We start from the raw sequence: 14,309 nt of genomic DNA, 5'->3' as shown, positions 1-14,309 counted from the left end.
TAATCTACGAATTCAGATCATTATAAGTTCATCCATCTGGACGAGAGTAGTTGCGGACACATGGAGGTATGCGATTGCACTCGTAGCAGGGCGCGATCTTTATCTGGGTGTCTCATAAACCCATACCGAAGAATCAAATAGCACCCCCATTCCGAGTTCACTAATGAAAATGCAAGCGACAATATAGCTATTATAATGCCGCTCTCACTACGATTGTCCAAATGCTTGGCCAGGACGGTCTATTTGATTGTGATAATAACCTTCAGATCTCCAAAAATGGCTGAAACCCTGCAAACGATATTTTTATGGGAAGCGGAATACCGTGTCTTTAGTGGAAGAGCAGCTTAAAAGCATAGAGAAAACATGTGCCAATATCACCGAAAATTACGTCAAGAACCGTAAGGGAATTTGCCTAGAGTTTTTTTGCGCCTTCTGATCGTGTTTTCATTTGCAAGTCTTACAATCCGGTGTCATACAGAGGCGGGGACCAAGGATATATAATTGAAAAGTACCTCTGTTATTAAAAGTTCTTTTCATTTGCCAGAGATTAGCAACGGTTTACTCCGAGTGACATGATCCATCGTTGTGAATCTCACAAGAAGAGGTTTCAGAAGCTACTTTATTTGGGTTTCCCGCCGCTTACCAGTAGGCCGAAATAACAAATGATGTGCCAGTAGAGTATTAAGTTAGGAGCATCTTGCCCATCTCATACCACTGAGTGTCACCTAAATAAGCGCTGTCCATAGTGCCAGCGATCATAGGAGCCGTAACAATGAAAGCATCTGATCTGTTCGTTCACGCCCTGGAAGCCGAGGGAGTCGAGTATATTTTCGGTATTCCCGGCGAAGAGAACCTGGATGTGCTTGAGTCTCTGCGCGGCTCCAAGATCAAGCTGATTCTTACTCGACATGAGCAGGGAGCTGGATTTATGGCTGCCACCTATGGCCGCCTCACTGGTAAGCCGGGCGTCTGTATGGCGACTTTGGGCCCCGGCGCTACCAATCTTGTGACAACGGCGGCTTATGCCCAGCTTGGGGGTATGCCAATGGTGCTTGTCACCGGGCAAAAGCCGATAAAAAGTTCGAAGCAGGGCCAGTTCCAGATTATCAATATCGTGGATATGATGCGCCCGCTAACCAAGTTCACCAAAACGATAGTCGGCGGAGACTATGTGCCCTCCTATGTCAGGGAGGCATTCAGGCGTTCTGAGGAAGAGCGCCCTGGGGCTACACACCTTGAGTTCCCAGAAGACATTGCCCGTGAGCACTCCACAATGCCCGTACTCGAAGCCAGTTATACACGCAGGCCAATTGCTGAAGAGAAGGGTATCCGCCATGCTGCGGAAGCGATTTCGGCTTCTCGAAAACCCTTGCTATTGATTGGCGCAGGAGCTAACCGCAAGCTCACAGCAAAAATGTTGCGTAAGTTCGTCGATAAGCTGGGCATACCCGCCGTCACCACACAAATGGGCAAAGGGGTCATCGATGAGTCTGGCCCGCATTTTATTGGTAATACTGCACTGTCTGACGGGGACTTTGTGCATCGGGCGATAGAGCAGGCAGACCTGATTATCAATGTTGGCCATGATGTTGTAGAAAAGCCCCCTTTCTTTATGCGTCCAGGGGGAGCGGAAGTAGTACACATCAATTTCAACTCCGCCCAGGTAGATCCGGTTTACTTCCCCCAGATCGAAGTGATAGGGGATATCTCCAATAGCCTCTGGCAGCTGACTGAGCACCTGGAACCCCAAGACCACTGGAGCTTCACAGATGCCCATCGTATCCGCGCAGCACTGTTAAAGCAGATTGATGAGGCATCCAAGATAGACACTTTCCCAGTTCGTCCGCAGAGGCTGGTCAGGGATGTGCGGGAAGTCATGCCAGACAAAGGCATTATCGCCCTCGATAATGGCATGTTCAAAATCTGGTTTGCGCGTAACTACCCAGCGCACTGCCCCAATACTGTACTTTTGGATAATGCTCTGGCGACTATGGGTGCAGGTCTGCCCTCGGCTATGGCAGCCAAGCTGGTTTACCCGGATCGCCGTGTAGTCGCAATCTGTGGTGACGGCGGCTTTATGATGAATTCCCAGGAGATTGAGACGGCAGTTCGATTGAAAATGGACCTGATCGTGTTGATTTTACGAGATGATGCCTACGGCATGATCAAGTGGAAGCAGGCTATGATGGAGTTCAGCAACTTTGGGCTTGATTTTGATAACCCGGATTTTGTTGCCTATGCGCAGTCCTATGGCGCTCATGGGCACCGTATTGAGGCGACGGGTGAGCTGCAGCCAATGATCGAAAAGTGCTGTAAAGAGGGTGGTGTACATCTGATTGATGTTCCAATGGATTACAGCCACAATGACCGAATCCTCAACCATGAGATTCTGGAATTATCCAGTAAGCTGTAATACCCAAGTGAAAGGGGACAGGACGGCTCGGCTGTAATGGGTAGCTTTCTGTCCCTCGCAATACAGTTGATATGTATCTATTACCCCCGGACCGGTAATTACTAGATCTAAGAGTATTCAACCCCTGTTTTCATTTATTACTTACGCTATCCGTCATTGGGGATGACGCTAAGGTGTACATTAAGCAAAAGCATGTACAGGTTTCCTGAGAATATGATAAAAGTGGTTATCTCTCGGACAATGGAAGTAGGCGATAGGAAGGCAAGTTATGAAAATTGTTTCCGTCAATGTATCCAGGAAGAAGGTTGTTGAATATAAGGGTGAGCCAGTTTCTACGGGCATCTTTAAGAAACCGGTAAAGGGCAAGGTATTTGTCGGTAAGGGTAATCTGGAGGGGGATGAGCAGGCCGACTTGAAGCATCATGGTGGAATTGATATGGCCGTTTATGCCTTTGCGAGTGATCACTATAATTATTGGCAACAAACCCTGTATAAAAGCCATTTACCCTATGGAACTTTCGGGGAAAATTTGACAGTCTCTGGGCTTATCGAAGATAAAGTCTTTATCGGCGACCAATTTCTCATAGGCGATTGTCTCCTCGAGGTAAGTCAGCCAAGAATTCCCTGTTTTAAACTCAATATGGCTTTAGATAATGATAATACCGTTAAATTATTTAAAGATTACTTCAACACTGGTGTGTATTTTAGGGTGCTTGAGGAAGGTTATATAGGACAAGAAAAAAAACTCAGTAAAGTTGCTGAGGTACCTGGTTCTGTCAGTGTAAATTCCATGTTTCGAGCCTTGTTTGATAAGGAGTATGCTTTTAGCAAACAAGTACTTGAGGCCGCCCATCAATTGCGGCCCCTCTCCCAAGAGTGGCGAGAAAAAGTGGAAAGACGCCTGAAGAGGATTGGCTAGGTGAGCAGTCTTTGAAAATTTCCCATCTTTTGTATATTCACCTGAATGATACCCCGGATACGGTATAACTTTAACCTGGGTAAGCGCCGTATTGTTTTCTGCGCGAGATTGTTTAATTTTCCCTCTAAGATTAAAGATGTTTAGCTTGTCAACATGGCCAAAGTGTACGACTTCCATTTGTACTAGCCTGTATTCATCAGTTTAGAATCGATTTTTATATTTTTGATTTATCCGTTAAGCGTTTGGGTAAAATTAACCATGAGTTTTGATGAGTACACCATTTTCTTTTGGGGTTACAAAACATTACACGTGAGTTACTGAATTAACTTGAGCAATTGACTGGTTGAAAATTTGTTTAACTCTTCCTTAACAACCCAACATATACCCCCAAGTTGAGAATGGCTATTCTGACTTGGATTATGGCCAGAAGGATTCCATGCTGTTCTCATGTCCACTGTAACTGTGTAGATTTTTTAATAATTGAGTATAAAAATAAATGCGTCACCTGGTCGAGTAGCCAGTAACTTTAATCAATTTTTCGATACAGTTTAAAAAATTAATTTTCAGATCTTTAATAAAGATAAAGGTAAGAATCTGTGAGTAGTCCAGTTAAAAGTTCGAAAATACAGACCCAAAACGATATTTCAATCTGCGATTTGATCACACAGCAAATGATGAAGCACCCTGATCGTGTAGCGATTTTCGATGGAGAAAGTAAGGTCAGCTTTAATCATTTACTAAAGCGGGCTGATGCAATTGCGCAAGATCTTCGGGCTCGTGGCGTTATGCCTGGCTCTTTGATTGGGGTATGCATGAACCGCTCCTGGGAACTAGTAGCAACTTTAATTGGCGTAATGCGAGCAAGGTGTGCCTATGTACCTCTGGACCCAGCATATCCAAAAGATCGCGTACGTTACATGCTGGAGCACTCGCGTGCAGTGGCTGCTATCGTGGATAACAACGGTTCCGCTGACCTGTGCAGGGCAGTACGTGAGTTAGTGTGGATCGATCAAGTGGATGAACATACAAGTGAGATTGTAGGTGACTCTGCAGGACCATCAGCAAGCGACTTGGCCTATGTTATCTACACCTCAGGCTCCACTGGCCGGCCAAAAGGTGTCGCTGTTGAACATAGGAGTATTGTGGCCATGAGCCACTCCATGGGCGAGTTGTTCAATGAGGAGGAGCTCAAAGGGGTATTTGCTGGTGCTTCGGTCTGTTTCGATACCTCGGTGATGGAAATCCTGGGCACACTGTCCCTTGGGGGCACTGTAATACTGGGCAAGAACATATTGGAGCTGCCAAATCATCCGGCCGTTGATCAGGTGAGAACCTGCGTATCGGTAGCATCAGCAATGCAGACTCTACTCTCCACGGAAAAGTTACCCGAGGGACTTCAGTGCCTTGTATTTGGCGGTGAGGCGCTGAAGCGGTCACTTGTTGAACAGGTTTATGCCTTGAAACCCGGGCTGCGAATATTCAACGCCTATGGTCCTACTGAGGATACTGTTTACTCAACCATTGCCGAAGTTACGCCGGGCACAAAGCTGGTTACGATTGGAAAGTCAGTGCCAAATTCCCGTGCGTACATTCTGGATGATGCTATGCAACCGGTATCTCCCGGAGTAGCGGGAGAGCTGTATCTTGCGGGGAGCAAACTTGCAAGGGGCTATCTCTATGATGAAACACTTACCAAAGACCGTTTTATCGAGTTGGAGCCCAGTGCAAAGATTCCAGATACCCGTTTGTACAAAACGGGGGACATGTGCCAATGGGCAGAGAGCGGCGAGATAGAGTTTCTCGGCAGGGCCGATCAGCAGGTGAAGGTCCGGGGCTTTCGTATTGAGCTTGAAGAAATTGAGTCGACACTCGAATCGATGCCTGGCGTTAATGCCGCAGCAGCTGCCGCTGTAGATGGTGGCATTGGCCAGAAAATGCTCGCGGTCTATGTTGTTAGCCGGAACCAAACGGTAACAGATACAGCGGTTAAAGAGTTCTTGGCGCAGAGACTTCCAAAATATATGGTCCCGCAAATTGTGAGGCACCTCGAGGCATTGCCAGTATTACCCAACGACAAGCTCGACCGCAAAAAGCTTATAAAGCTGGAAGTGGGTAATCAAGTTAACCTCGACTCAAGTGATAACTCACCCAACAGTTCTAGCAATTTAATACAGCGCTTGATCGGTTCCAAGTTAGAGCAGCAAGCCACTATCCTGTCGATTATTCAAAGAGAAGTAGCCGTTCTCCTTAATTTTGTTGATCCGGAACAGGTCTTGCCGGATCTCTCATTCTCCACCCTTGGTCTCGATTCCCTCACAACCCTGGAATTAGCTCGGCGGCTGAGTAACAACTTGGGCCGTTCAATTGCTTCCCAGGCGATTATTAATTATGCAACTCCAGATTCTCTGGCGGGCTATATTCTAGGTACCTTGGATGATAGTGCAGGTGAGGCTTCAGTTAAAAAGGTGAATCGTGCAGCATCGGATTCACTTTCCAGCTTCCAGTCGCATATTCAGTCCAGTCACCCGACCTTCCAGGCCGCAAAAGCGCCATCCTGGTCTGCTATGGACAAGAGTAAGCTGGTACAAGAAGTGATGTACATGGTTAATGGCCAACGTAGAAACCCCTACAGCAAAGTGCTGCGCACAGGCAGCGCGACACGAGGCACGGTTAGCGATGTATATAACGATGAAGAACAGGAAGCCATCATCTGGACAACCAATTTATATCTCGGGCTGAACCGGGATAAGAAGGTTATGGAGGAGGCCGCCTCTGCTGTCGCAAAGTTTGGAACCGGGATGGGGACTTCTGCAGCAGCGTCGGGTTTAACCGATCTACACCTCGAATTCGAAACTGAGTTCGCAGAACTGGTTGGAAAACCCAGCGCCTGTCTATTCCCGACCGGGTATACCGCAAATGTCGGGGTGGTTGCTGGGCTTCTTGGTAAAGACGATGTGGTAGTTATTGATCAGTTATGCCATGCATCCATTGTTGACGGCGCTCGCCTTTGTGGCGCAACGATCAGGACATTCAAGCATAATGATGCCGCCGACCTGGAATCGGTGCTTGAGTCTGAAATGTCCCCTTACCGTACTATCCTGGTTGCCCTTGAGGGCGTTTACAGTATGGGGGAGGGCGCTGCACCCGTTACAGAAATTGTACGCACTGCAAAGAAATATAATGCGCTCGTCTTGGTTGATGAAGCGCATTCATTCGGCTTTTACGGAGAGCGAGGTGCCGGCATTTGTGCGGCTCAAGGAATCACCGATCAAGTTGATTTTATAATGACTACTCTCAGCAAGGCCCTTGGCAGTCTTGGTGGCGTTATTGCGGCGAAGGCGGAGTATGTTGACCTGCTGCGGTCGTCGGCAAGAGCTTATATCTTCCAGGCCTCAATCAGCCCTGCGGATATAGCCGCAGCACTGACCGCTTTACGCCGTCTCAGTTCTGACGATGATCTGCGAGAGCGACTCTGGGAGACAACCCGCTATATGCGGCAGCGTTTCGAACAGGCTGGCTATGATTTGGGAACGGGAGATGGGCCTATTGTCACACCGCATTTCAGTGACAAAGACAAATTGTTTGCGATTGTGCAGGAACTCTACAAGCGTGGTATTCAGACATCGGCGGTAACCTATCCCATTGTGGAGAACGGGCGCGGTCGGCTCAGGCTCATTTGCTCGGCAGCTCATACGAAAGAGGATGTGGATAAGACTGTCGAAGCCCTTATTGAGGCCGAGCGGGAAGTTGATAGCTTGGCAGTGGTTGCTGAAGAGGAACCCTTGGACTTGAGTCTGGTGCAATCTCAAGTGGAAGAGTGGGCTAATAATTTCACCAGCCATCTCAAGCGGTTGATAGCGAAGAGCTCTGGCCCAACTCCCAACCTCGCGCTATCTGTGAGTGTCTCTGAGCAGCTTGAGCCTGTCAGGATTTTGTCCTACGACGGGAATGTTACATTGAGTGATCATAAGGTCTCTGGCTTACCTTCATGTTCAATGGTTCTTAAAGGTAAGGGGGCAGTTTCTGCCCTGTCTTCATCGGATGTACAAGGACTGCTTCAAAGCATCTGTTCAGGAAGTTGTGTGCTGAATGGCCAGGTGGAACCATTTATTTGGTTTATCGCCCGCATGGTTGACTTGCGGCAGGCTTCAGAGGTTACGGATATGGAGCAGCATCAAGCTCGAGTCGTATGCTAGTTGGGTGAAGAAGTAACCCTGTAGGTTGGCCCCTTAGTTAATTCTGGGGGCCACATTCTATATATAGTCTTATGGGGTGGGGTTTATTGCTTCCCTATTTCTCTTACTCCCAGATTACGCCAACCCAGCTGAATCAATAGCAGGACCAATATTGCTGCGAATGCGGTGATGTAAAAAGGTAGTCGAATGTTCACTTCCATGGCCCCGCCGCCCACAAGGGATATCAGGCTCGCTACCAGCGTAAAACCCGCGGTGGCTATTCCCATAACCCAGCCCTGCTCAGTTTCATCGACGCTACAGGCGAATGTATTCAGGAGAGCGGGGTAGGCCAGCCCAAAACAGAGATAGGCAAAGAAAATACTCAGGTAACAAAGCCATATCTGATTACTGAATACGAAGACTAAAGCACTACCTCCCATCACCAGGGCAGACATTTTAATGACGAGCGGCTTACTCCAGCGAGATAAGACTGGTTTAACCATAAACAAGCTGGATATGGCTACGGCGATGCCCATTGTCAGCATAGCCATACTGGTCACCAATAATCCCACTTGGAACCGGCTGCTCAAGTAATTGGCAATGAAGATATAAAAGCTGAGGTGCACAAGCATAAAGCAGAGATAGGCTGGACAAAGTCGTGCTACCTGGGGGCGGTCTTTTAAATGTGCAAACTGTGTAAAGAGGTCCCGGAATCGGAATTCAAGCTGCATCGGTGCCTTTCGGCTGTCATGGTAGAAGATCAGGATTAAGCACAGGGTGATGGCCACAAGAGCCAACGCAAAGTAGAAGGGCAGCTGAATACTGGCGATATTTCCCAGCAGTTCTCTATCTGCCAACAGGCCGGCCATAATTGGGCCGGCAACAGCACCGGCACTCATGCCTGCCACTAAAAGCCCCAGATTTCTGGAGGCCTCCAGCTCATTGTTACTGGCGTCAATCATTGCCGCCTGGGCGATAGGCTGGTTTCCCGCAGTAAAACCACTGATCACCCGCCCCAGAATCAGAAGCCAAAGGTTACTATTGATCAAAGAGAGAATGGTTATTGCATAGCCAGAGAGTGCGCCTACCAGGCATAGAACCATGGCGCTCTTCCGCCCAATACTATCGGACAACTTGGCGATATACACTGAGCCGACAAACCAAGCCAGAAAGAAACTGCTAATAACGACGCCATAATATAGATGGCGTGTTGTCTGGGGAGTATCGGTAGGTAGGAACTGGAATTTTGTCGACATAACCAGTTCGTTGATGATCGGAAACAGCAGTCCCTGGCCCATCAGGTCAACAAATACCACTGCCAGCAGAGCTAAGCGGCACATTGCAGACATGGAGGGCTCCTCGCTTCCTCTTAGAGTATCAATTCCAATTAGCAAGATAGCAGCTGGGTAAATCTGGCGATTGTAAGTTCTGGGCGCTGGAGAGCTAGAGCGATTGCTATTTTGGGTTATTTACTCAGTTAAGTGGCGCTTCCTTGCGCGCTCTGCGGCTTTGAGTATTTTTTTATTAAAATAGTTGCCGATGATTTTGGCTGATTTCGACCATCCAACTTGTGGAAACGCCAGCAGTTTTGGCAAAGCCCTCCCATTTTTTCACTGCTGCTGCCACCTCTTCAATGATGTCCATTGGCTGCTTGATGCTGATTGCCCTTCCTACGGCCAGTAAGTCCTCTAATTGGAAATGGTCCCGTTTGCCGTTGATGCTCATTTGATGTTGGCTGGTCCATGCGCCACCGGGATTGTGGGCATAGGTCACGTCGAACGCCGGTGAAAGGGACCACTCGCCTTCGGGTTCCATCAGGAACGCAATGTTCTTGGTGTGATCATCCTGATTCCTGGCCAAAACATTGAATACCATCCGTCGATATTGCTGAATCGCTTCACTTTTGGGCAGGTAAAGCTCGCGCATAACGCTAAAGGCCTGCTCGTATGAGTGGGCACCGGCCATATTGAAATCTAAGTGGGCGATGCCACAGAGGGACTGCATGTGCAGCTTCTTACCATGCATTCGGTCGAAGCGTCGCGTCATAAAGTGCGCTCTGCCGTTTTCTTCCAGCAGCTTGCACTCAGTCATGTTAATGCCAGCTTCCAGGGCCATAAGATGGTAAGCGTATTCAATTCTCCCAAACCCGTCGGTAGTACCGAGCTCCAGGTCCCCGGCACCATCGAATTTCAGCAGCCAGTAGTCGTAATCTTTTGGTGCGGGAACTTGGCCTGAGCGAATATCTCCCGCGTCATTCATGGCGATTACCGCCTTTGCTCTGGCGCCCCCGGCACTGGTTCCCACTCTTAAGATATCCAGCAAGGCGCCTGATCTCTCTGCATCGCTTTTACCAAATTGGGCATTGAGATCGGTTTGCCTATGGGTAATCGCGGCCGCCAGTTTCACCAGCTCCTCAATATTGAGATCGACAGAATCCTTAAAGCTACCATCCACGGCAGGTTGAAACTCCAGCGCGCCCATACCACGCGTACCGGTGTAACAGAGGCGCTCAATAGGGTTAAAGCTCTCTGGGGTGCGTCCCTGTCGGGCGAGCCAGGCATCAATGACGGCGTTACCGAACTTATCAGGTAAGCAATCCGCAAGGAGCCCCGGTAAGCCCTTGAAGGTGTCCCGGCTGAGAGTACGGAAAATATAGGGCTCCACCGAAGCCTCATTGGGCATAGTAATAGGGGCAATATCCAGTCCGCGCTGCAGAAATTCCGGGGCGTATTCAAATGAGCCATACCCGGTTTCATCCCAATGAACAGCGCCAACCAGCTGCCCCCACAGATGTACTGTGGCGGTATTTGTTTGCTTTACCATTCTGGCTTATCTCTCTTTTTTATTTTGCTTGTCTGGGCCTTGGGGGTGCCTTTCACAGAGCTTTCTTTGACAGTCTTGGTGTTGTTAGAAGCCCTGGCTCTTTTTCGTTGCTTTCCGTGGGTAGCAAGTTGCATGGGGCTGACTGCTGGAGCTGGGAGGAATGCCTCCAGAGCTTCCAGCCGGCGGAGCACTCTCAGCGCAGCAACCAGGCTGTCGAGCCTGCCGCGACCAGCTTCCAAGCCCTTGATGGTAGAGGAGGACAATCCAGCTCGCTCAGCCATATCATCCTGGGTGAGATTCATCCGCAAACGGTACTCCCTAAGGCGGCTGCCGAGTGTCTCAAGTATCTGCTTATCCGATTGCCCGTGAAAGGTCATAATAGGTGGTTTTCAATCTCTTATTGATATATTTGGGGCTTAACAGCTGTAATTTAAGCTATTATAGCAGGTTGATATCTTGCTTGATTAACCAGTAAAAATCCACCTATTAAGCAATTAAAAGTTAATTAATAGTTAGAAAAGCAACTATTATGAGTTTTGAAAAGGGCCTGAAATGGTTGACCATTTCAGAAAGAGTGAAAGTACGCCAAAAATGTCTGTACTGAGAAGCCCCTCGACATGGCCTTCTGAAACCTTTCTGTGCCTCGGTCAAGGTGTTGAGGGAAAGGCCCGTTGTTCTAGGGGATAGCAATAAGGCCGGCAGTAACAAGGATAGTTTTTCCAGGTAGCTTGCATCGCTCCTACAATATTCTCTCTATGCAACTCTTTCTACCTGAACCGCCAAGCTAGAGTCAGAACATAGATAGTTCCAGCACAGGAGTAAGAATTTATAATTTGGGCCTCATAGGTCAATACTACTCACCATTTATATGTATAAAGTTAATTTCCTCTGTAAGTAACAAGCCTCAAAAATAGATTCATTTAACTGCAGAAGAGAACCTTTCACTGATTAAGTAGTTTGATGTTTCCAAAGTAAAATTTATAAATAATAATGCTGAATTTAAAGCAATTTGTATATGTTAATTTATCAACGTAAGTGTCAGATATAATTAATGTGCTTATTGGGTGGTATTATTTTTGTTCAGAATTTACGAAAATTTAAGGGAAGTAAGCGTATGAAGTATATAAAGGAAATTATTTTCTTGGCCTTGTTGGCCATTTCATCCACGGCAAGCGCCATTATTATTCGTGATGATATTGAAGATGAGAAGTACCGAGTTCCCTCTACGACGCTACCAGCATTGGCTGATTTTCCAGGAGAAGGGCACGGTGTCCTGATTTTTCCTCAGTGGGTTGTTACAGCGGCGCATGTAACTTGTACACAGCACCCTGAGGAGATCACTATTAATGGCCTGCCGCGGAAAGTTAAGTCCGTTTTCGTACATTCTGGACACAAAATGCTACCTGAAAAACTGATAAAAGAAGCTTTAGCCTCTGGCGAAGGTTCTAAGTTACAGGCATTTCTCGCGATGTCAGATGATATAGCACTTATTAAACTGGAAGTGCCAATTACTGATGTCAAGCCAATCCCTCTCTATCGTGGCAGCAACGAAGTTGGCAGAACTGCTCAGTTAATTGGCAAGGGAGCTACCGGTAATGGCAAGGAAGGGCCGGAACCTCATAGTCCACATCGCACCTCTTTACGCAGAGCTTTCAATGTTATTTCCAGTGTTGATAAACGCTGGATCTCTTACCGGTTTGATTCGCCAAAAACTGCCAATCAACTTGAAGGTATGGCCGGTAATGGCGATAGTGGAAGCCCTGTGCTGATCAAAGAAAAACAAGAGTGGCAACTTGCCGGTCTTGTTGCCTGGGTTTCCAGTGAAAGAGATTTGCGCACATATCATGGTGCGCGTTATGGCGATAATGGAAATAATGTTCGTGTTTCTCAGTATATAGACTGGATCGAAAGCACTATATCTGCGGAAGAGTAGAGGTTGGGCTTAGAGCTCACGAGAGGCTAAACCAGCATCTATGCGAGCGTGTTTCAACAGGCTGATAAGGAGCTTCTAAATAATTCCGTAATGTCTCTGTGGGGCTTGAAGGCAGTTGATGTTAGGCGCATCCAGCCGTAAATGGCCATATCCTTTGCCGGATTCAACTCAGTGGATGTGGTCTGCAAGGCCCGCCTCGCGGGGCTTGCCGAGCGTTCAGATTCTGCGTTATGGCTTTTAGAATGGTCTACATATTCCTGTACAGTCACGCCTTAATTGTGAGCCACTCTGAAAGCCTGTGCTATCACGAAATCATTGGAGAACCTGCCTTGCCCATACAGTAAAAATGCAGTAATGGAAAGGCTAAGAGGATGAAAGTCGCGCTCCCGGGTGGTAGAGTAATCCCCCGAATCTAACATCCAACAACTCCAGGACTCACCTTGACCGTCCCCTTTTCTGACCTGCCCCTGAAGCCCGCCTTGCTGAAAAACCTGGCGTCACTGAACTACACAGCCATGACCGAGGTCCAGGCCAAGACACTACCGATCGTACTTGATGGGAAAGATGTTATCGCACAGGCAAAGACCGGTTCCGGGAAAACCGCGGCCTTCGGTTTAGGTGTGCTACATCGGCTCAATGTTGACCGGTTTCGAATTCAATCGCTGATTTTGTGTCCGACACGGGAACTGGCTGATCAGGTAGCGCAGGAACTGCGCCGACTGGCCAGAGCGATTCACAATATTAAGATTCTGACCCTGTGCGGCGGCATGCCGTTTGGCCCGCAGATCGGCTCCTTGGAGCATGGCGCTCACATAATTGTCGGTACTCCCGGGCGTATCGAAGAACATCTGCGGAAGGGAACCCTGTCCCTTGAACATGTCGACACGCTGGTCTTTGATGAGGCTGACCGGATGCTCGACATGGGGTTTCAGGACGTCATCGATACCATTCTGGCCCAGGTACCGGCAGGGCGACAATCGTTACTGTTCAGCGCCACCTATCCGGATGAAATCGAGGAGCTCAGCGCTCGAGTAATGCAAAAACCGGTGATGGTGCGAATTGAGTCCGCACACAGTGAGGACGTAATCGAACAACGTTTTTACAAAACAGAGAGTTTTGATGATCGCCTGAAGATGACTCGGCGCATTCTGCTCCATGACAAACCGGTCAATTCCCTGATTTTCTGCAACACCAAGCGTGAAACCGATGAGGTGGCCGATAGCCTGAAACAGGCTGGGTTCGATGTGCTTGCCTTACATGGTGATATGGAGCAGCGTCAACGTAACGAAACGCTGATTCGCTTCGCCAATGGCAGCGCCTCCATTCTGGTGGCCACTGATGTGGCGGCACGCGGTCTGGATATCGACAAGCTTGATGCCGTCATCAACTTTCATATCGCCAAAGACCCGGAGGTGCACACCCACCGCATCGGACGGACTGGTCGTGCCGGTGAGCGCGGTTGCGCTTACTCCCTTTTTGCCGAGAAGGAAGGCCATAAACTTCTGCGCATGAACCTGACACAGGACCCACTGTCCGATCCAGACACGCCGCCACCGGCCAATATTTTAAAAGAGCCTCCGTTTCAGGCGCAGATGGCTACCCTGCAGATTGATGGCGGCAAGAAGCAGAAAGTTCGTCCGGGCGATATCTTGGGAGCGCTCACCGGTGGTGACCGTCCGATCAACGGGCAAGATGTTGGTAAGATCAATGTCCTGGATTTGACCGCTTATGTTGCGGTTAAACGAAACGTGGCAGCGCAGGCGCTTAAAAAGATCGAAAACGGAAAACTAAAGGGCCGCAAATTCCGGGTGCGCCGTATTCGGGGGTGAGTGGTTTGATCTTCACCGAGCGCCTTGGCATGCTGCCCTAGAGCAGCTTGCATCTGGCGAGCATCAGAAGAAGGTTGATAATTCGGTAGAGCACTACCGTTAATATCTTGTCGTGCGAGCGGGCACCGAGGCCGATTCCGATCGGTGCCAACGGCAAGAACACTAGTGACGGCATCAGCTTTTGAGTATTCAACTGTTCCCGCACAAATATGGAATG

The 14,309-nt window shown here is 48.5% G+C and carries 8 protein-coding genes; 5 read left to right on the top strand and 3 right to left on the bottom strand.

Features of this window, described 5'->3' with window-relative positions; translation table 11 throughout:
- The first annotated feature begins 772 nt into the window (after positions 1-772).
- The 3 genes from GL2_RS18155 (at position 773) to GL2_RS18145 (ending at position 7,528) form a co-directional block, all read left to right on the top strand.
- Entirely contained in the window at positions 773-2,413 is a 1,641-nt protein-coding gene (locus GL2_RS18155; RefSeq protein WP_143732139.1) for an acetolactate synthase large subunit, read from the top strand.
- 268 nt (positions 2,414-2,681) lie between these two features.
- Positions 2,682-3,332: an MOSC domain-containing protein gene (locus GL2_RS18150; protein WP_143732137.1), complete on the top strand. Its 651-nt coding sequence runs from the start codon at positions 2,682-2,684 to the stop codon at positions 3,330-3,332.
- Positions 3,333-4,003: 671 nt separating this feature from the next.
- Positions 4,004-7,528, top strand: coding sequence for an amino acid adenylation domain-containing protein (locus tag GL2_RS18145; protein ID WP_232053679.1), 3,525 nt, complete (start codon positions 4,004-4,006; stop codon positions 7,526-7,528).
- 83 nt (positions 7,529-7,611) lie between these two features.
- On the opposite strand, the gene GL2_RS18140 is transcribed toward GL2_RS18145, so the two are convergent.
- The 3 genes from GL2_RS18140 to GL2_RS18130 form a co-directional block, all read right to left on the bottom strand.
- Entirely contained in the window at positions 7,612-8,856 is a 1,245-nt protein-coding gene (locus GL2_RS18140) for an MFS transporter (RefSeq protein WP_232053678.1), read from the bottom strand.
- Positions 8,857-9,031: 175 nt separating this feature from the next.
- Entirely contained in the window at positions 9,032-10,330 is a 1,299-nt protein-coding gene (locus tag GL2_RS18135) for a type II toxin-antitoxin system HipA family toxin (protein WP_143732133.1), read from the bottom strand.
- Positions 10,324-10,707, bottom strand: coding sequence for a helix-turn-helix transcriptional regulator (locus tag GL2_RS18130; protein ID WP_143732131.1), 384 nt, complete (start codon positions 10,705-10,707; stop codon positions 10,324-10,326). Before GL2_RS18130 ends, GL2_RS18135 begins: the two co-directional genes overlap by 7 nt.
- Positions 10,708-11,381: 674 nt before the next feature.
- Between GL2_RS18130 and GL2_RS18125 the strand changes: the two genes are divergently transcribed.
- Both GL2_RS18125 and dbpA read left to right on the top strand, forming a co-directional pair.
- Entirely contained in the window at positions 11,382-12,263 is an 882-nt protein-coding gene (locus tag GL2_RS18125; RefSeq protein WP_197736475.1) for a trypsin-like serine protease, read from the top strand.
- A 440-nt stretch (positions 12,264-12,703) separates the two neighbouring features.
- The gene (gene dbpA, locus GL2_RS18120) at positions 12,704-14,092 is read left to right on the top strand and encodes an ATP-dependent RNA helicase DbpA (protein WP_143732129.1); all 1,389 of its coding nucleotides are present in this window, start codon (positions 12,704-12,706) and stop codon (positions 14,090-14,092) included.
- The last annotated feature ends 217 nt before the right edge of the window (positions 14,093-14,309 follow it).

Source organism: Microbulbifer sp. GL-2 (assembly GCF_007183175.1).
In the GTDB taxonomy this organism is placed as follows: domain Bacteria; phylum Pseudomonadota; class Gammaproteobacteria; order Pseudomonadales; family Cellvibrionaceae; genus Microbulbifer.
The sequence above is the reverse complement of the archived record's forward strand: the minus strand, read 5'-3'. Positions and strand labels throughout refer to the sequence as shown.